The 20,710-nt window shown below is 48.0% G+C and carries 15 protein-coding genes; 7 read left to right on the top strand and 8 right to left on the bottom strand.

Annotated features, from left to right (window positions below; all coding sequences use genetic code 11):
- Positions 1–19 precede the first annotated feature (19 nt).
- Positions 20–1,066 (bottom strand): erythrose-4-phosphate dehydrogenase, encoded by a 1,047-nt coding sequence (gene epd, locus EPIR_RS03335; protein ID WP_023653891.1) that lies wholly within the window; start codon positions 1,064–1,066, stop codon positions 20–22.
- Between the two features lie 273 nt (positions 1,067–1,339).
- On the bottom strand, positions 1,340–3,331 hold the full coding sequence (tkt, locus tag EPIR_RS03330) for a transketolase (RefSeq protein ID WP_023653890.1): 1,992 nt from the start codon (positions 3,329–3,331) through the stop codon (positions 1,340–1,342).
- A 290-nt stretch (positions 3,332–3,621) separates the two neighbouring features.
- Between tkt and loiP the strand changes: the two genes are divergently transcribed.
- A complete protein-coding gene (loiP, locus tag EPIR_RS03325) occupies positions 3,622–4,374 on the top strand; it encodes a metalloprotease LoiP (protein WP_048696792.1) in 753 nt (250 codons plus the stop codon).
- Between the two features lie 83 nt (positions 4,375–4,457).
- Here the strand turns inward: loiP and EPIR_RS03320 are convergent, their stop codons facing one another.
- The 5 genes from EPIR_RS03320 to speA form a co-directional block, all read right to left on the bottom strand.
- A complete protein-coding gene (locus EPIR_RS03320) occupies positions 4,458–5,090 on the bottom strand; it encodes a LysE family translocator (protein WP_023653888.1) in 633 nt (210 codons plus the stop codon).
- Positions 5,091–5,104: 14 nt separating this feature from the next.
- Positions 5,105–6,088 carry a TauD/TfdA family dioxygenase gene (locus EPIR_RS03315; protein ID WP_023653887.1) on the bottom strand — a complete coding sequence of 328 codons (984 nt, stop codon included), beginning with the start codon at positions 6,086–6,088 and terminating at the stop codon, positions 5,105–5,107.
- Positions 6,089–6,859: 771 nt separating this feature from the next.
- Entirely contained in the window at positions 6,860–7,783 is a 924-nt protein-coding gene (gene speB, locus EPIR_RS03310; protein ID WP_023653885.1) for an agmatinase, read from the bottom strand.
- A 124-nt stretch (positions 7,784–7,907) separates the two neighbouring features.
- On the bottom strand, positions 7,908–8,369 hold the full coding sequence (locus tag EPIR_RS03305; RefSeq protein ID WP_023653884.1) for a YidB family protein: 462 nt from the start codon (positions 8,367–8,369) through the stop codon (positions 7,908–7,910).
- Between the two features lie 68 nt (positions 8,370–8,437).
- Complete coding sequence (gene speA / locus EPIR_RS03300) at positions 8,438–10,414, bottom strand: biosynthetic arginine decarboxylase (RefSeq protein WP_023653883.1); 1,977 nt, start codon at positions 10,412–10,414, stop codon at positions 8,438–8,440.
- An 18-nt stretch (positions 10,415–10,432) separates the two neighbouring features.
- On the opposite strand from speA, the gene EPIR_RS03295 reads away from it, so the two are divergent.
- Together EPIR_RS03295 and metK are read left to right on the top strand one after the other, a co-directional pair.
- Complete coding sequence (locus EPIR_RS03295; protein ID WP_048696790.1) at positions 10,433–10,858, top strand: hypothetical protein; 426 nt, start codon at positions 10,433–10,435, stop codon at positions 10,856–10,858.
- A 429-nt stretch (positions 10,859–11,287) separates the two neighbouring features.
- Positions 11,288–12,442 carry a methionine adenosyltransferase gene (metK, locus tag EPIR_RS03290; RefSeq protein ID WP_023653882.1) on the top strand — a complete coding sequence of 385 codons (1,155 nt, stop codon included), beginning with the start codon at positions 11,288–11,290 and terminating at the stop codon, positions 12,440–12,442.
- A gap of 263 nt (positions 12,443–12,705) precedes the next feature.
- On the opposite strand, the gene EPIR_RS03285 is transcribed toward metK, so the two are convergent.
- Positions 12,706–15,795 (bottom strand): dermonecrotic toxin domain-containing protein, encoded by a 3,090-nt coding sequence (locus tag EPIR_RS03285; protein ID WP_023653881.1) that lies wholly within the window; start codon positions 15,793–15,795, stop codon positions 12,706–12,708.
- 1,095 nt (positions 15,796–16,890) lie between these two features.
- Here EPIR_RS03285 and EPIR_RS03280 point away from each other — a divergent pair.
- The 4 genes from EPIR_RS03280 (at position 16,891) to rsmE (ending at position 20,564) form a co-directional block, all read left to right on the top strand.
- Complete coding sequence (locus EPIR_RS03280; protein WP_023653880.1) at positions 16,891–18,288, top strand: sugar porter family MFS transporter; 1,398 nt, start codon at positions 16,891–16,893, stop codon at positions 18,286–18,288.
- 142 nt (positions 18,289–18,430) lie between these two features.
- Positions 18,431–18,943 carry a SprT family zinc-dependent metalloprotease gene (locus EPIR_RS03275; RefSeq protein WP_023653879.1) on the top strand — a complete coding sequence of 171 codons (513 nt, stop codon included), beginning with the start codon at positions 18,431–18,433 and terminating at the stop codon, positions 18,941–18,943.
- Positions 18,944–19,065: 122 nt separating this feature from the next.
- Positions 19,066–19,779, top strand: coding sequence for a deoxyribonuclease I (gene endA, locus EPIR_RS03270; RefSeq protein ID WP_023653878.1), 714 nt, complete (start codon positions 19,066–19,068; stop codon positions 19,777–19,779).
- Positions 19,780–19,832: 53 nt separating this feature from the next.
- Positions 19,833–20,564, top strand: coding sequence for a 16S rRNA (uracil(1498)-N(3))-methyltransferase (gene rsmE / locus EPIR_RS03265; RefSeq protein ID WP_023653877.1), 732 nt, complete (start codon positions 19,833–19,835; stop codon positions 20,562–20,564).
- Positions 20,565–20,710: the final 146 nt, after the last annotated feature.

Here is a 20,710-nt window from a genome sequence, read left to right as displayed (position 1 = left end):
TGAACCCTCTCGTTGATTCTCAAAGTTTTATTGACGCAGCCGCGTCCAGGCTGAAACCGCTGGAGGCCATGGCTAACGTGGTATCGATCATGCGGTTAGCAAAGCCCCATTCGTTGTCACACCAGACTAAAGTCTTAATCAGGTGTTGACCACTGACCCGAGTCTGCGTGCCATCCACAATGGCACTGTGCGGATCGTGATTAAAATCAATAGAGACTAACGGTAATTCCGTGTAGTCGACTATACCATTAAACGCTCCTGATGAAGCACTTTGCAGCAGGGCATTGACCTCGCAGGCTTTTACAGCATCGCGTACGCTGACGCTAAGATCGATAGCCGTGACGTTAATGGTCGGTACACGCACCGCAATCGCTTCAAAGCGGTCATTAAATTTCGGGAATATGCGCGTAATCCCGGCGGCCAGCCGCGTATCGACCGGGATAATCGACTGGCTGGCGGCGCGGGTGCGGCGCAGATCCGGGTGATAAGCATCTATCACCTGCTGGTCGTGCATTGCCGAGTGAATGGTGGTCACCGTACCCGATTCAATACCCCAGGCATCATCCAATAGTTTGATTATCGGAATAATACAGTTGGTGGTACAGGAGGCGTTCGATACCAGCAAATGCTCTGGCAGCAGCTCCTTTTCATTGACGCCATACACCACCGTTGCATCCAGATCGTGATCGCCCGGATGCGAGAACAACACTTTCCTGGCACCGGCCTGCAAATGGGCTACACCATCGGCACGGCTGCCGTAAACTCCGGTGCAGTCCAGCACGATATCAACATTCAGCTCGCGCCACGGCAGAGCGTTAATCTCCGGGATATGCAGCAGGCGAATAGTGTCATCTCCGACCGTCAGCAGATCACGCTCCTGACGCACGTCCCAGGCAAAACGACCGTGGCTGGTATCATATTTCAGCAGGTGCGCCATCCCGGCCGCATCAGCCAGTTCATTGATCGCCACCACCGTGATCTCAGCCCGTCGCCCGGTTTCATATAGCGCACGTAAAACGTTGCGCCCAATGCGACCAAAACCATTAATGGCAATGCGAACGGTCATAGCACTCCAAATCTGAATTCATCTTGAAATCGGACAATTAGCCTGAGCCAGCAGTTGGAATTTGTACAGAACATTCTGCGCGAAAACATGGCGCACTGACGCCAATGACCCGTAAACAAAAACAAACTGAAACGCTTCAGCTAGAGTAATAGAAGTGAGGAATAATGGGAATGATTGGGATCAATTGTGGCGCGTAACTTTCGATCTGCGTCACAAAAATAGCAATTACCGTGAGGAAATGGGCGGATCGTCGATCCGCCCATTTATGCCGTGTTACAGCAGCTCTTTCGCTTTGGCAACCACGTTATCAACGGTGAAGCCAAACAGCTCAAACAGTTTTTCTGCCGGAGCCGACTCGCCGAAGCTGGTCATGGCAACAATGGCACCGTTCAGACCAGTATATTTGAACCAGTAATCGGCGATACCTGCCTCAATCGCCACGCGGGCGCTGACAGCTTTCGGCAATACGGATTCACGGTAAGCCGCGTCCTGCTTGTCGAAGGCATCGGTAGACGGCATGGAAACCACACGCGCTTTGCGCCCTTCAGCAGTCAGCTTGTCGTAAGCCCCCACCGCCAGCTCAACTTCAGAACCGGTAGCGATAAAGATCACTTCCGGCGTTCCCGCGCAATCTTTCAGTACGTAAGCACCACGGGCAACGTTCGCCAACTGCTCGGCGGTACGCTCCTGCTGCGCCAGGTTCTGGCGAGAGAGGATCAGTGCCGTTGGGCCGTCATGACGTTCAATGGCATATTTCCACGCAATCGCGGATTCAACCTGGTCACACGGACGCCAGGTGCTCATGTTTGGCGTCACGCGCAGGCTCGCCAGCTGTTCGACCGGCTGGTGAGTAGGGCCATCTTCACCCAGTCCGATTGAGTCATGGGTATACACCATGACCTGACGAATTTTCATCAGTGCAGCCATACGCACAGCGTTACGTGCGTACTCAACAAACATCAGGAAGGTCGCGGTATACGGCAGGAAACCGCCGTGCAGAGTGATGCCGTTAGCGATTGCGGTCATACCGAATTCGCGCACGCCGTAGTGGATATAGTTACCCGCTGCGTCTTCGTTAATAGGCTTAGAGCCAGACCACATGGTCAGGTTGCTAGGGGCCAGATCGGCGGAACCGCCCAGGTACTCTGGCAGCAATTTACCAAAAGCTTCAATGGCATTCTGCGAGGCTTTACGGCTGGCGATTTTCGCCGGGTTAGCCTGTAGTTGCTCAACGAACTTCTGCGATTCAGCAGCCCAGTTAGCCGGCAATTCATTTTTGGTACGACGTTTGAACTCTTCAGCCAGCTCCGGGAAGGCCTGTGCATAGGCTGCAAACTTGTCGTTCCAGGCCGCTTCTTTGGCCTGACCGGCTTCTTTCGCATCCCACTGCGCGTAGATATTCTGTGGGATCTCAAACGGCGCGTGGTTCCAGCCCAGCTGCTTACGGGTCAGTGCGATTTCTTCATCGCCCAGCGGTGCGCCGTGAGAATCATGCGTACCGGCCTTGTTAGGTGAACCGAAACCGATCACGGTTTTGCACATCAGCAGGGAAGGCTTATCGCTAACCGCTTTGGCTTCTTCAACCGCTTTTTTGATCGCGTCCGCATCGTGGCCGTCCACGCCGCGCACGACGTGCCAGCCGTAGGATTCAAAGCGTTGCGCCGTATCGTCGGTGAACCAGCCATCAATGTGGCCGTCAATGGAGATACCGTTGTCGTCATAGAAAGCCACCAGCTTGCCCAGCTTGAGCGTTCCCGCCAGCGAGCAGACTTCGTGGGAGATACCTTCCATCATGCAGCCGTCACCCATAAACACATAAGTGTTATGGTCAACAACGTCATGGCCCGGACGGTTAAACTGCGCCGCCAGCGTACGTTCCGCAATCGCAAAACCTACCGCGTTAGCGATGCCCTGTCCCAGTGGTCCGGTGGTGGTTTCGACGCCCACGGTGTAGCCATATTCCGGGTGACCTGGGGTTTTGGAGTGCAGCTGACGGAAGTTAGCCAGCTCGCCGATCGGCAAATCGTAGCCGCTGAGATGCAGCAGGCTGTAAATCAGCATAGAGCCATGACCGTTTGACAGCACGAAGCGATCGCGGTCAGCCCACAGCGGGTTGGTTGGGTTATGATTAAGGAATTCACGCCACAGCACTTCGGCGATATCAGCCATGCCCATTGGTGCGCCAGGGTGGCCGGATTTGGCTTTTTGCACCGCATCCATACTTAATGCGCGAATGGCGTTGGCAAGCTCTTTGCGAGAAGACATTTTCTGCTCCAGGTCGGATTTAACGCTTCGCCGTACTTAACCTATTGTAATGAATGAGTTATAGGGCAAAGCCGAAGGGAAGTCGATCATCAATGTACATGAAATACGGGTAACATGTACATGGCGCTGGCGGTAAAAAAAATCACATAACTTGCAGTTTAGCCCTAAGCCGACTATGCAACCGGCTTAACAAACGTTATAACCGCCTCTCGCAGAGAGGCTAATCCTCCGACGAGTCATAACAACGATTTGTTTTTACTCACTTGTTACCATTAATGGATAAAAATGGAATGAAGAAACGTATCTCTTTCATCGCGCTGGCACTGACTGGCTTACTTTCCGGCTGTCAGAATTTTGACAGCAATGCCCTGATGCAGTCTGGCTCCCAAGCCTGGCAGGCTGCGACCCTTAGCGATGCGCAGGTTAAAGAGCTGAGCGACAAATCCTGCCAGCAGATGGACAGCGAGGCACAAATTGCCCCTGACAGCAGTCCTTATGCACAACGCTTGAAAAAAATCTCTGCTGCGCTGGGAGATAACATCAACGGCACCCCGGCCAACTATAAGGTTTATCTGACTAAGGACGTCAACGCATGGGCGATGGCGAACGGCTGCATCCGCGTATATAGCGGCCTGATGGATTTAATGAGCGATAACGAGGTTGAAGGCGTGCTGGGCCACGAAATGGGCCACGTTGCTCTGGGTCACTCGCGCAAAGCCATGCAGCTGGCATGGGCGACTACCGCCGCGCGCAGCGCTGCCGCATCCGTGGGCGGGGTTACCGCTTCGCTGTCGCAGTCCCAGTTAGGCGATCTGGGTGAGAAGCTGGTGAACGCGCAGTTTTCGCAGGGCCAGGAATCCCAGGCTGATGACTACTCTTTCGACCTGCTGAAAAAACGCGATATCAATCCACAGGGGCTGGTCACCAGCTTTGAAAAACTGGCGAAGATGGAAGGCACCCACGCCAGCAGCATGTTTGACTCGCACCCCGCCTCACAGGCGCGTGCTGATCATATCAAGCAGCGTATTGCCGCAGGTAAGTAACATCGGTCAGAGGGCGGGTAAAACCGCCCGGTATAGTCATTAAAAATAATAAACGCATTTTCGAAAAGTATTTTACTCATACACTAACCAAACATTGAAAACATTGACTTAATAATAAAAATAACACCTATAATTAAAAGCAAAGAACCGGTTAAAAACTCAATCCTGTTGCGAATACTTTCATCTTTGGCTAATTTATAGAGTTTTCCAATCAAACTAACAAACGCGACCCACCAAACAACACCAACCAAGATATCAATGATACCTAAAGTAATAACCTGAGAGATAATATTGCCTTTTTCACTGACGAATTGAGGCAGTATACTAATAAAGAAGATAGCCACCTTGGGATTCAAAATATTCGCAGTCAGTCCACTAAGAAAAGCTCCATTATTAACTTTTTGAGGAGAACCCTCCTCAGCATTCTTATCACGATTAGAATGCAATTCTTTTAAAGATGAAAACCCAATCCATACAATATATAGCCCACCAAGCATCTGGATAATATAAAATGCATTCTTCGATGCGAGAAAAATAGCTGAAGCACCAATGACAGCAAGAATCATGTGAAAGAAGAGGCCACACTGAACGCCCAATGCTGAAAGCATACCCTCTCTTTTACTTCTAAAAGTATTCTTAGATACTATCAACCAGTCAGGGCCAGGCGTTACGTAAGACAATAAAGCCACGAAAATATAAATAAAATAAACAGACATACTCAACCCTCTTTTTAAAATTCCCTGCAAATCATTCTTGGGTTATCTTCCGTTGATACAGACTCTAATTTCACCCTATCTTCTAAAACACATGCCCGGAGCAGCCAACGATCAAAGCCATCATATCGGGGTGTAAACCTGGTTCTTCCATGTATTGCTCTGTTATTGTCAATAATAAGTAAATCACCAGACTCAAGAGAGACATAACACTTAGAATGGTTAGCTGCTTTTGATAAATTTTTTAAGACTTCGTTAGCTTCACTATCAATACCCTCCATAAGATCTAAATCGTAACAAATATAGTCATGGTTATTTTTTTTAAACACAGAAACTATACGTCCATTTCCTTTTTCACCATTACTACCCCCAAAAGAGTAGTCTACGCCCGTTTTAAATTTTTTTTCTGAAAGAATAGATATATCCCTATTACTTAAATAAGATTTAATCCTTCTTGTACTGGATGTAAATGTCTTCGCTTTTTTATCATGATCGGGCCTGATGCAAAGTAAGATGATATAATCAGGCTTCTCATAATGAAAAGCTATTTCCGTATGAAAATCAAGAAGAGACTTGGAGCTTTCTGATGAAAGGTGATACTCATGTTCTTTTGATGGGATTATATTTTGGAAAATAACACCTTTTTTCTCCTGCTTATATGAAACTAAATACCCTAACTGTTCGCCAATCATGGAAATAACACGCTCTCGGTAAAAATTAAAAGTGTCAGGAATAGAAAAATTATCCTTAGGTGTTAATATGTGGTCAGGAAGGACACTAAAACCACGAATAAGAAGTGCGCCATAGTCATTGCTATGGTTTCTGAAATCATATAAAGCTTCAATGATTTTATTGGGAAGCTGACAGGAGTATAAGTAGGACTCTTTAATAAATTTACAGGGGTAAACATAAGGAGAATAGGCAGATATTCCCAATGTTTTATCAATGTGAGTAGAGTTAAGTTCTAGAAAGTGTTTGCCCGATATTTTGGATATGTCCATATAACCACCTGCATTGTTAAGAGATTAAAAATACAAAGATGAGATATAAAGATAGGTCAAGCTGAATTCCTTTTACCATAGGCTCCGCCTTCTGTCGAGTATTACAGAAACAACCGTTTACGATATCTAAATCAACAGGCACACGATCCGATATGGCTATAAAGATGTGAGATGGGATAGCCAGTATTAATAAGGAAAATGGTACGCGAATACCTATTACAACCAAAAAAATTTGTTCAATAAAAAGCAATAACAGATTGTTTGATATTTACGTTGTGATCGTAATATCTGAAACGTATGTAAGCGTATACAAATTTGCAACTACCTCATTGAACGGCACCGATGGTCACGGGGATAGTTTCGTGCAACGCCAGCCCTGTGTTTTATGGCTATTGTGGATGATATCGTTATCCACGATACAAATCTCTGTTAATAAATAAACGATCTTTTTACGATGCGATATCTAAAATTAGATCCACATCACCAAATGGTGACCCAATTAGCCTATATTGTGCATTCAACTTGCCATCATGGAGAGATGGTTATCAACAATTTCAATATCATCCACACCATATTTGTCCTTTACTACATCGGCATTTTTCATCTTCTCACGTCGAAGAGACTTTTTCTGCAATGAAAACGCAAATACCAAAATCTATTATAAAAAACAGAAAATTTCTTCCCTGCCAGACACAAACGGACGGCAAGTACGAGTACAAATGTTACCAATAAGGTAAAATGAGTAAGGGCGGGTTGCCCCGCCCTTACGGCTTATTTGATCTTGTTGGCAGCCTGGACGTGCAGCATATCCAATGCCAGACTGGCAGCCGCCAGCGCGGTGATCTCAGACTGGTCGTAACCCGGAGCCACTTCAACCAGATCCATGCCAACGATGTTCATGCCTTGCAGGCCACGGATCAGTTTGCTGGCTTTATCGCTGGTCAGGCCGCCGATCACCGGCGTACCGGTTCCCGGCGCATGGGCCGGATCGAGGCAGTCGATATCAAAGGTCAGATAGATGGGCAGATCGCCGACTACCTGTTTCACCTGCGCCAGAATATCATCCACGCTACGATCGTTAACCTGCGCCGCATCCAGCACGTTAAAGCCCAGAGAGGGATCGAATTCGGTACGAATACCAATCTGCACGGAGTGTTCCGGGGAGATCAGACCTTCTTTCGGAGCCGTATAGAACATGGTGCCGTGATCGAAGGTTGGGCCGTTGGAATACGTGTCCGTATGCGCATCAAAATGCACCAGCGCCATCTTACCAAAGGTTTTCGCATGGGCGCGCAGCAGCGGCAGACTGATGTAGTGGTCGCCGCCAAAGGTCAGCATGCGCTTACCCTTCGCCAGCAGTTTTTCAGCATGTGCCTGCAATTTGTCGCTGAAATCCTGCGCATCACCAAAAGCATAGACCAGATCGCCACAGTCAATCACCTTCAGGTGCTGACGCAGATCGAACTGCCACGGCCAGCGACAGCCTTCCCAGGCCAGATTGGTGGAGATCTGCCGAATAGCGCCAGGGCCAAGACGGCTGCCGGGGCGGCCAGAAGTGGCAGCATCAAAAGGCACGCCGGTGATCACCCACTCCGCATCGCTGTCGTAGGGCTGGAAATTGAGTGGAAAACGCATAAAGCCAAAGGCGTTGGAAACCAGAGAGTTGTCATACTCATGGTTTAAGGTGTTGTTCATAGCAAATCCTCGTTAAACGGCGGCATCTTAATGCTTGCTCTGCCCGTTTACCCGGTATAGAAAAAATCCCTTCTGCGTCATATTCGACGCAGAAGGGATCGGAAATTAACTCATCGTCAAAGCGTTACTTTTTAGCAAAAATACCGTCAACGAACTTACCCAAATCATTACCATCGGCATTATTCAGGTTTTGCTCCGCTTCCGGCTTCAGCTCACCGTCTGGCGATGCATGATCGAAAAACTGTGGTAAGAACTGCTGCAATTTGCTCACCGCATCTTCCGGGGTAGTACCCAGTTTGTCAGCCAGCGATTGCAGCTCATCGTGACCAAAAGCAGACTGTAACTGGCTGGTGGCAACAGGTTGATTCTCACCGCTGCCGAGCCAGCTTTCGGCAAGACCGCCCAGGCCACCCTGTTGCAGCTTAGCCAGCACAGCCTGAAAACCACCCTGTGATTGCACCCATTGTAGGATCGCCATCATCGCCAGGCTGCCTAACTTGCCACCCATGCCCGACTCGCTGCCAGAGTTCTGCTCTTTGTCACCGCCGCCGAGTGCATTATTAATTAAACTGTCTAATAAACCCATGTCTCGCTCCTTAATCATCCATTTCAGGGACTGTCGATCGTCAAAAACATCGCCATCAGGCTTTAACGTTACTCATCTTCAAGATAAGTATAGCCGTAGAGTCCCGCTTCGAACTCTTCAAGGAACTGCGCGCGCAGCTCGTCATCCAGATCGCTTTGTTTGATCTGATTACGGAAGTGCGTCAGCAGCTCCGCCGGGTTGAGCTGCACATACTCCAGCATATCGGCGACGGTATCCCCTTCATCCGACAGCTGAACCTCAACGCGACCATCAGCAAAGGCAAAGACGTCCACCGCTTCAGTGTCACCAAACAGGTTGTGCATATTGCCGAGGATCTCTTGGTAAGCACCGACCATAAAGAAGCCGAGCATCGGAGGATTCTCCACATCGTACTCCGGCATCGGCATGGTGGTGGCAATACCGTCGCCGTCGATGTAATGATCGATGGTGCCGTCGGAGTCACAGGTAATATCCAGCAATACTGCCCGACGCTCAGGCACTTTGTTCAGCCCTTCCAGCGGCAGCACCGGGAACAGCTGATCGATGCCCCAGGCATCCGGCATCGACTGGAACAGCGAGAAGTTGACGTAGATTTTATCCGCCATACGCTCCTGCAACTCGTCGATAATCGGGCGATGCGCGCGGTTGCTCGGATCCAGATGCAGCTGAATATAGTGGCAGATGCTCAGATAAAGCTGTTCAGCCCAGGCGCGCTGGGTCAGGTCATAGGTTCCCTGCGAGTAGCCGGTATGGATATCAAACAGATCCATCTGGCTGTCGTGCAACCATTCACGCAGCGAGCGACGATTATTCGGCTCGTGCATCTCCTGCCAAGTGTCCCACATGCTGACGATAGGGCGCGGTGCATCTTCAACCGGCGGCTGGGGTTCGCTGAATTCGTTGCGCTCCACGCCGATAATGTTGGAGACCAGCACCGTATGATGCGCGGTCACGGCGCGCCCGGATTCGGTGATCACCGTCGGATGCGGCAGCTCGTTCTCATCACAGGCTGCGCCAATCGCCCAGATCACGTTGTTTGCATATTCGTTCAGACCATAGTTTACCGAGCAGTCGCTTTGTGAACGCGTGCCCTCGTAATCCACGCCCAGACCGCCGCCGACGTCAAAGCACTGAATGTTAACGCCAAGTTTTGCCAGTTCGACGTAGAAACGCGCCGATTCCCGCACGCCGGTAGCGATATCACGAATATTCGCCATCTGTGAACCGAGGTGGAAATGCAGCAGTTGCAGGCTTTCCATCCGGCCCGCCTCACGCATAATTTCTACCAGCTTCAATACCTGAGTCGCAGACAGGCCAAACTTCGATTTTTCACCGCCGCTGGACTGCCATTTACCGGAACCCTGGGAAGCAAGGCGCGCGCGGATACCGAGACGAGGTATCACGTTTAGCCGCTCGGCTTCTTCAAGCACCAGTTTCACTTCGGTCATCTTTTCCAGCACCAGATAGACCTTGTGGCCCATCTTCTCGCCAATCAGGGCAAGGCGGATATATTCACGATCCTTATAGCCGTTACAGACAATCACCGAACGCGTCATGCCCGCATGTGCCAGCACGGCCATCAGCTCGGCTTTGGAACCGGCTTCCAGCCCCAGCGGTTCGCCGGAATTAATCAGCGACTCAATAACACGTTTATGCTGGTTAACCTTGATCGGATAAACCAGGAAGTAGTCGCCGTTGTAGCCATAGGATTCGCGCGCGCGCTTAAAGGCGGCGTTAATTGAACGCAGGCGGTGTTGCAAAATTTGTGGGAAGCAGAACAGGGCCGGCAGACGTTGACCTTCTGCCTCGCGCTCTTTGACCAGTTTTGCCAAATCGACGCGGGCTTCCGGCACGTCAGGATCGGGACAGACGCTGATATGGCCCAGCTCGTTAACGTCGTAGTAGTTGTTACCCCACCAGGCAATGTTGTAGGTGCGCAGCATTCTGCTGGCATCCTGGTCGCTGATGGCGACCTCCTGCATGGAGCGTAATCCACTCTGCTCGCCTGCTGACGAACCCATAATTTTCTTCATGTCGTCAGACATCGCAAACCTCAAGTTGTAATGAAGCAAAACGGCTGGCAGCTACAGGAACATCCTGTAGCAAGAATTTATCGATTAACGGCCGGTTCGGCCACGCACGCGAAAGTGGTGCTGAAATCGTTTTTTGCAGTGTTACATTGTAAGACAAGTCGCAGACTCCGTGTAGCGGGCCAGAGAACTTATGAGGAAAACTCTCAGGATAATCCGAGAGAACCGCACCCAATTTATACGTTATCTCATGCAAATTATAGCCAGTCTGCGGATCAAGGGGCCGGGAAATTAGCCATCGTGATGCAGCAGAGTAAACAGGCTGTGGCAAGGTCAATGTTAACCCGCGATGCTGTCAGCATTATGACCAACACGCGGATAACTTCGCTGCAATTGACTGGCATGGATGATGAAATCAGGGAGACTGAACACGCCAGGATGGCGCAATTGGGCGGATAAAGCGAACTGGTGGTTCATTACCGTTATCACCTCCACACCTGCCTTCTCGGCACGCGGATAAAGCTGAAAATGAGGCTAAAAGCCAGCATATGACCCTCGCCACGGATGGGGTCTTTAGCGGCGTTTTATACAGCTCTGAAGGTTAAAATGCAAAATCTAAATGAGCTAAACAGGTGCTGTGACAGGATATTTTATTGCCCATTACCTTGAGTCACATTGATCCGGCAAAAAATGCTGGCAATCCGCTTAACGAGTAACCTAAAATAGACGTCCAGAAGTTAATCCGTCTATACAGGTCAACTTCTCACCGTCTTACTACTGCTCATGGCTTTGCCTGTGGGGGCGTAAAGTCTGAGTTTACCGACTCGTGACCAGTCTTCGCGCTATGCAGTTGATTTTTAACCCGTTAAATTCAAGGTAAAGAATAAAATGGCTAAACACCTTTTTACATCCGAGTCCGTATCAGAAGGACATCCTGATAAAATCGCCGATCAGATCTCTGATGCCGTGCTTGATGCTATCCTCGAGCAGGATCCTAAAGCCCGTGTGGCTTGCGAAACCTATGTGAAAACCGGCATGGTTCTGGTTGGCGGTGAAATCACCACCAGCGCATGGGTAGATATCGAAGAGATCACTCGACAGACCGTGCGTGATATCGGCTATGTCCATTCCGATATGGGCTTTGATGCCAACTCTTGCGCGGTGTTGAGCGCCATTGGTAAACAGTCACCGGATATCAACCAAGGCGTTGACCGTACCGACCCGCTGGAGCAGGGTGCTGGCGACCAGGGCCTGATGTTTGGCTATGCCACCAACGAAACTGACGTGTTGATGCCTGCGCCAGTGACTTATGCTCACCGTCTGGTACAGCGCCAGTCCGAAGTGCGTAAGAGCGGGACACTGCCGTGGCTGCGTCCGGATGCGAAAAGTCAGATCACCTTCCAGTACGACGACGGCAAGATCGTCGGTATTGATGCGGTGGTCCTGTCTACCCAGCATGCTGAAGACATCTCGCAAAAAGATTTGCAGGAAGCGGTGATGGAAGAGATCATCAAGCCGGTACTGCCGACAGAATGGATCAACGCCAATACCAAATACCATATCAACCCAACCGGCCGTTTTGTCATCGGTGGCCCAATGGGCGACTGCGGCCTGACCGGTCGCAAAATCATCGTTGATACTTACGGCGGCATGGCTCGTCACGGCGGTGGCGCATTCTCGGGTAAAGATCCGTCAAAAGTCGATCGCTCTGCGGCTTACGCGGCACGCTATGTAGCAAAAAATATCGTTGCTGCTGGCCTGGCCGATCGCTGTGAAATCCAGGTTTCCTATGCTATCGGCGTGGCAGAACCCACTTCCATCATGGTAGAAACGTTTGGTACAGAGAAAATCTCTACCGAAACGCTGACTCTGCTGGTGCGCGAATTCTTTGACCTGCGTCCTCACGGTCTGATCCAGATGCTGGATCTGCTGCACCCCATCTACCGCGAGACCGCTGCTTATGGTCACTTTGGTCGTGAACACTTCCCGTGGGAAAAAACCGACAAAGCAGCGCAGCTGCGCGAGGCCGCCGGCCTGAAATAATTTTCTACGTTGAACTTCAGGGGCATCCGTGGATGCCCCTCGATAGGCTTGCAGTTTACTTATTTTTTTTACCGAAGATGGTAACCACTACCCTCACTCCTGATTAGAGCATCCTTGGTGTTTTAAAGCAGAGCCTTATCATCAGTCTCATTCCTAACTTTGATAGGTTGGATTTGATGTCAATGAAGCTTTTGAGTTACCACCGTGCGTTACGTAAACGTTCATTACCCGCACTGTAATTCTGCTCCCTTTTTATTCGAATGCTACATCGATGCAAAGAAAAGTAACCCTAACATGTCATGATTGCTATCGTGATCGTCGTATTTATTAATGTCTCCTTGCATTCCCTGATTAACTTGCATACTTGCAAGATATTTAACAAGAACTATGAACGTATCGGCATTATTCATCATCAAATTAGCCATTAACATTGGCGTTTTTTTTATTACAGCAAGTGAACTCTCTTCACTTAAAATTTTAGGGGTTCCAAGATAGTTGAATATTTCAGCGGTAAAATCCTGAAAGAATTTATTATTTGTCACTATCCCATTATCCAGTGCAATATTAAATTCACGTTTTACTGCGCGAGTATCACCGGGTAAATAATAATCCTCAAACCGGGCTGCATGGCAAACTTCTGTAATACAGGATGTCAAGTGATACTCCTCACGGACTATGGCAGGTTCAAGAATGGTAATATTCAGATTTGAAGTCAGATTGCCACGGTGAGCTGGAGAATCTGGATTGGACTCCAGCATTATAAATATTCTTTTTACGGGATCTTCTTTCAATGTAAAACCCATCATAAAACGTTTAAGATGTTCTCCGCCTGCAATTGTAGTATGAAAAAAATCGGTATCCTGCGAGTAAAGCCTTCGTTTTGCTGAAACAAAAATGATATTTCTATACGAAATAGCTTTAGAACTATTAAGAAATATTTTCACTCGTGACATTTGATGACTAAGCCTTTTTATAGCCTCATCGAGTACTCTCTCATTGTTCGTATTAATGATTTTACAAAAAAGGCGCTTAATATTACCCTCTAAATCATGGTTATGAGCTGCTCGTGAGGCAGCATCGAGAATTTTCTCTGCTGAAATATATGCCGTTTTGTATTTCTTACATCCGACTTGAAGATATGCATGATCACGAATATTAGGAAGAAAACCATAATGAAGACGGTAGGGATGATTGAGTATTTCTGTACTGATAACAGAGTGTATAACTTCGTTTATCCGATACAAATCAATGACTACTGGTGTTTTTACAGGTAAAAACCTGTCTATAGCTCGAATTCTATCGTTAATTTCAGCCGAGCATTCAATTGGTTTCAGTATCTCTTGATAGATGCCATTCAGCGCTGGGGAATTTGGTTTGATAGCAATCTCTTTCTCTAATTTAACGCCTCTGGTTACCCCATCTATAAAATCATATCCCTCTTCAGAAGATAAATTTATTGCCGTATTCATGATGACTATAGCTATAATGTTGACCTCATCATAAATAATATGATTCCACTCCTGTAACTGTTTATGATCACTATCAGCATTCACAGCGTACTCAAGGCTTTTGATAAGATGTGATAGTGGAGCCCTGTCGGGCTTAATATTTTGTGTATCTAATGCCTCTTTCCACATATCACGAATCATCTCTTTTCCTGATGTTGATCTTGATTCAAGGTCAGACAATATTTTACTTTTTTGACTATGGAAATATATCTTGAAAAAATCTTTAGATAAAATAGGAACAAGATTCGTACAAATACGGGTATAGTAAAAATTTTTCTCATTTATTCTATTAAGCCAGGCATCAATGCCATCGTAAAAAAAGCCGTTTTGTCTGTCCACTATGGAAAAGTGCGACGCTATCATAACTCTATTCTCTTTCGTCGCACAGGCATTAGTTACCCATGCTGCCATCTCAAAATAACTTCTAAAGGATAAAAATTTAAAGTAGCTATTTGGCAGATACAATGTCACTCGGTCGTTTTTATTATTTTCAAAAAAAAATGCGTTCGCTGCACTGTAGCCGTTGATACTGAAAAATGCTGTTCTAACCTCTTTTCCTTCCAGCAACCCGACTCCGTTTAAGACATCCTCAGCTGATTCAGGTAAAATATCACTCGCTTCAAGGTCATATATAAATTGGATGAAAGTTTTTTTTATATATCTATCTTCTTGACTAAAACATTCAACCATTTTTTTCTTAGCATACTTATAAATATCCATGTCACATACCAATGAGACGAAATCTAGTGGTGATATATTCACCGCGTCCTTAGAATCAAATTCGCCTGATTTATTATGAATATATTTGATTTCATAGATTCTACAGAATCTATTCGCCTCGTCACGATGTTCCAAAAAGTCAGTATCGAATTTCGTGAGAAGGCATGCTGTAAGCGTTGTAGTCTTTAACGGCTCAGCAAAAACAACATCATTCCCGCTATCAATCCGCGTTCTAAAACACATAAGATAGTTTTTTTCAGGATCTATACCTAGATGGAATTTTTTTTGTAATGCCTCTCTTAAAAGAGTGGCCGCGATCTTTTCTATTCCTGGAAGCTCTGTATTGAATACTTCAAAATAATCATGTAGTGCTTGCATTCTGTTGTTTATAAAACTTTTATTAGCCTGTTGGTTTTTCTGTATATCATCATGGCTATTTTTTTTTCGGAAAATTTTATCCTTAATACTAATAGAGCTATCTTCTACATCCGCTATTTTTCGCATTTTACTTTTTTTGTTGAGGATGGATGCTTCTGACATTGGGAGTGTAAACGGATCATGGCGATCAATGTAATCTTCAGCATGAGACACTATTCCTGTGATGTGGCTCAATAGGAATCCTATTCCATTACCCATTTTTTTTGCTATTACTGATAACGGTGGCAAAGCGTATCGGCTTGCAGAACGCAGTTCCTGAATTGAGAGTTCTGTCTGTTGCTGCCGGGTGAGATTGCTGCAGCCCTGTAAAAAATCTCGTGTAAGCTGGGTCAAATCTGAGCTGAAAAATATGTTCACCCGCTGCTTAACTCCCTGACCATTTTGCCCGTTAGCTTTTCTTATCTTTGACTGTGAAAATGCGTGCTGGAGCGCACAGGCGTCATTATGGGGGAATGGGTAAAGAACAGAAGACAGGCTGTTATTTTCATTAGCATTGATATGACTACTACTATTTTTCTCAAAAGACGTTATTCCAGATATATAATATATCAATGCACTCGATAAATTTTTTCTGTTTACATTATAGCGATGTAGACCAGGTTCTTTTGCCAAATCACTTACAAAAACGTCGTGCTCGCTCTGACTAAAAAACATATCATTCCGTGGATAGAAAGATGGTATTTCCATTGACTCAAATCCTTTTTTACAATGATTAGACTAAATATATCTTCTTATAAAAAAGGATGTATGTAAACATTAAGATGCATTACATCTCTATTATTAAGATGGTAATTTATTAAATAAAGGAAAATATTTAAATAGTCCTTTGCTAGAGATAAATAACCAGAAGAAAATTTAATTGGTGTTTTATAAATTTTAATTCCTTTGCAATCAGGCTAGTCATTTTTTTAATTTTTCAGCACCATTAATAAAAACGTAACATCACCGAATTTCCAAACAATACAACGAGATAACCACAAGGTGAATCTTAAAGCAGGAAGCGAATGCCAACTGGAGTGAATTGCGTGCCCAGTACAGGGCAATGTGGAATGGGCCAGGCGGAGCATTGTCACTATTGACCTATACCCCTTCCAAAACGTTATGGTTGTTACAATTCCACCATACAAAAATGCCTTTCGATGTCAGTTAATAGTACTTGTGTGCGGGTATGCTAATGACCACGACATTAAATGCTCAACGTCATATCAAAACTATCAGACTGGTAATGCTGGCTTTCTGGGGACTGTCAATCCTGATTTGTAGCAAGCGACCCAGGTTCGGCTCGTTAAGTGGGGATCTTCGTTCTTCAGGACGAGGAGCAATCAACAGATGAGTCACTCGAATCGGTCCAATGGCCAGGTGACCGTTTTAGCAATCTAATGTAACCTCAAGAGTCTCCCTTTCTATGTCTTTTTGTTAACGATTACATATCCAATTCGATGATTATCCTCTCTATTTACAATATAAAACTATTATGGCGTCGATTAAAATGAGCAATTTTCAGCACTGTCTGATATTTTTCGTCCGAATGGATAGTACACACTATAATTTGCTATGGCTTACGGCTTAAAACGCTCTGCAACAGGGATAAAAACGCTTTTTCTGCAAGAATTTAGTTGTAACCGGTTACACTGGTGTGATCTGTCGCACAGTCTTGCATGGCCAAGTTTTCTACCATTCGACACCTCAATAATTCGAGTTGCAGAACGCGGCTACCGCCCCTGCTGCTTGAAGAATGACGGTTTATAACAACAATATGCGGTACTACTTAACGGAGGCGTTATGCCTGAAAAGAAAAAACGAAGCAGGACTTCAAACAAGGCCATGACCCTGTTCGTCTGCTTCCTTGCGGCACTGGCTGGCCTGCTGTTCGGTCTGGATATCGGTGTCATTGCCGGGGCACTGCCTTTTATCGCTAAAGATTTTAGCGTAACGCCTCATCAACAGGAGTGGATCGTCAGCTCAATGATGTTTGGTGCCGCCATTGGTGCCGTTGGCAGCGGCTGGATGTCCTCTTATCTGGGACGCAAAAAGAGCCTGATGATCGGCGCCGTGCTGTTTGTTATCGGCTCCCTGTGGTCAGCGCTTTCTCCCAACCCGGAGATGCTGATCGTCGCCCGCGTGTTGCTGGGCCTGGCCGTTGGCGTAGCGTCATACACCGCCCCGCTCTATCTCTCTGAAATTGCGCCAGAAAAAATCCGTGGCAGCATGATCTCGCTTTATCAGTTGATGATTACCATCGGTATTCTCGGTGCTTACCTCTCCGACACGGCCTTTAGCTATACCGGCGAATGGCGCTGGATGCTGGGCGTGATTACCATTCCAGCCCTGCTATTGCTGGTTGGCGTCTTCTTTCTGCCCAACAGCCCGCGCTGGCTGGCGGCAAAAGGGGACTTCCGCAGCGCTCAGCGCGTGCTGGATCGCTTGCGCGACACCAGCGAGCAGGCTAAACGCGAACTGGATGAGATCCGCGAAAGCCTGAAGATCAAACAGTCCGGCTGGTCGCTGTTCAAAGGCAACAGCAACTTCCGTCGTGCGGTTTATCTCGGTGTGTTATTGCAGGTGATGCAGCAGTTCACCGGCATGAACGTGATCATGTATTACGCACCGAAAATTTTTGAAATTGCCGGATTTGCCAATACTACCCAGCAGATGTGGGGGACGGTAATTGTTGGTTTGATTAACGTGCTGGCCACATTTATTGCGATCGGTCTGGTGGATCGCTGGGGGCGTAAGCCAACGCTGATCCTCGGCTTTATGGTCATGGCACTGGGCATGGGCGTGCTGGGTACGATGCTGCACTTCGGCATCAGCTCCAGCAGCGGACAGTACTTCGCGATTGCCATGCTGCTGATGTTTATCATCGGTTTCGCCATGAGTGCCGGCCCGCTGATCTGGGTACTGTGTTCAGAGATCCAGCCGCTGAAAGGGCGCGATTTCGGCATTACCGTTTCGACTGCCACTAACTGGATTGCTAACATGATCGTCGGGGCAACGTTCCTGACCATGCTGAACAATCTCGGTAACGCCAATACCTTCTGGGTTTACGGGGCACTCAACCTGTTCTTTATTGTTCTTACCCTGTGGCTGATCCCGGAAACCAAAAATATTTCGCTGGAGCACATCGAGCGTAACCTGTTAAACGGTAAGAAACTGCGTGATATTGGTCAGCGTGATTAATCCGTACTAATACGTTGATTCAAAAGTTAAAACAGGCCAGCATCATGCTGGCCTGTTGTTTTATCAGGCCCGCGCTATTTTTGTCCGACAACGGGGTTGCGCGCGGCTTGAATTGACCGCCAGCACGCCGTATTCTGCGCTTATGAAATCCGAAAGAATCCCCATTTGTTTACAACAGGCCGTTATGCGCAGGCTGCGCGAGAAACTTCAGCAGGCCAATCTGCGGCTCGAGAGCACCTATCCAGAACCCACACTGCATTACAAACAGCGAGGTACGGCGGCAGGAACGGCCTGGCTGCAAAGTTGGGAAATTCGCCTGAACCCGGTGCTACTGTTGGAAAACCAGCAGGCGTTTATTGATGAAGTCGTACCCCACGAACTGGCACATCTGCTGGTTTGGAAGCACTTTGGCCGCGTCGCGCCGCATGGCAAAGAGTGGAAATGGATGATGGAAAGCGTTCTGGGCCTGCCCGCGCGTCGTACCCATCAGTTTGCGATAGCCTCAGTGCGCAGCCGTGCTTTTCCTTACCGCTGTCGCTGCCAGCAGCATCAATTGAGCGTGCGCCGTCATAACCGGATAGTCCGGGGCGAAAGCGAATATCGCTGCCTGCATTGTGGTGACCTCCTCCAGCCCGGCGACTTCCAGCAGTCTTAAAAACTCCAATAGTTGATTGAAAAACATACGATACCAGGCTTATATTTCAAGCCATTATTCGTTATACCCCGTACATCTGCTACTCTCCATCACCGTTTTATGGATTACAGATTTACTGGAACATGTCTCGAAAATTTTTGGCCTTATTGGCGTTCTCCCTGCCCTGTTTTTCCCTTTTCGCCCACGCTCTAAGCCTGGATCACTACCAGCAGAATAATTTTAGCCAGGCTAAAGCCTTTGCGGCGCGAATTCATCACGATGCCCCAGGCTCATTTTATTGTGGCTGTACCATTCACTGGCAGGGGAAAAAGGGCGTGCCCGACCTGGCCTCCTGTGGCTACCAGGTACGCAAAAGTGCCGTCCGCGCCAGCCGTATTGAATGGGAGCATGTTGTCCCTGCCTGGACCTTTGGCCACCAGCGCCTGTGCTGGCAGGACGGTGGACGCAAGAACTGCGCCAAGGATCCTGTCTATCGCCGGATGGAAAGCGATCTGCATAACCTGCAACCGTCCATTGGTGAGGTCAACGGCGATCGCGGTAACTTCATGTACGAACAGTGGAACGGCGGCGACCAACAGTATGGCCAGTGTGCCATGAAGGTCGATTTCAAAAATAAACGGGCCGAACCGCCAGAGCGTGCGCGTGGAGCCATCGCCCGAACCTGGTTTTATATGCGTGACCAGTATCAGCTGCGCATGTCAAAACAGCAGACCCGGTTGATGACCGCCTGGAACCGGCTTTACCCGGTTACGCCGTGGGAGTGCGAACGCGATCGGCGGATTGCCCTTGTGCAGGGAAATAATAACCCTTATGTACAGCAGGCTTGCCAGCGGTAAAATCGCTGGCCTAAACTGCACGACATTGATATGTAAACTTTGACAGGATTTCCATGCGCATACCCCGCATTTATCACCCCGCGCCGCTAGACGCTGGCAATGAGATAGCCCTGAGTGAAGAGGCGGCTAATCATGTTGGCCGCGTACTGCGAATGGGGCCAGGCCAGATGCTGGAACTGTTTGATGGCACGAATCTGACTTTTGCCGCTGAAATTATTCAGGCCGACAAAAAAAATGTACATGTCAGGATCCACGCAAGCCGCGCCGACAGCCGCGAGTCACCGCTTTACCTTCATCTTGGACAGGTGATGTCGCGCGGTGAAAAAATGGAATTTACCATCCAGAAAGCAGTCGAACTGGGCGTAAATGTCATTACCCCCTTGTTTTCCGAGCGCTGTGGCGTAAAGCTGGATGCAGAGCGACTGGCGAAAAAGATCCAGCAGTGGCAGAAAATTGCCATCGCCGCCTGTGAGCAGTGTGGGCGTAACCGCATCCCTGAAGTGCGTCATCCAATGACGCTGGAAGCGTGGTGCGCAGAAGAGGATCGGGGACTCAAGCTCAACCTTCATCCCCGTGCAGAGCACAGCATCAATACGTTGCCGCAGCCGGTGGAGCGTGTGCGCCTGTTGATTGGTCCGGAGGGTGGACTTTCTGCCGATGAAATTGGCATGACGGCACAATATGATTTTACTGATATTCTGCTAGGCCCACGCGTGCTGCGTACCGAGACAACCGCCCTGACGGCAATTACTGCTTTGCAGGTGCGTTTTGGCGATTTAGGCTAAACCCAACCGGGCATCGGCATGATTGCCGGTTCCAGAATGTGGCTGAAGGGGATGTACTTTGTTCACTCATCGGATCATCCGATGAGCGTACTGATACTGAATAGCTTGTCTGAACACGGCATCCATTTAAAATGGCAAAAGATAGC

Source organism: Erwinia piriflorinigrans CFBP 5888, from assembly GCF_001050515.1.
Lineage (GTDB): Bacteria > Pseudomonadota > Gammaproteobacteria > Enterobacterales > Enterobacteriaceae > Erwinia > Erwinia piriflorinigrans.
This window is presented reverse-complemented; position numbering and strand designations above follow the sequence as displayed.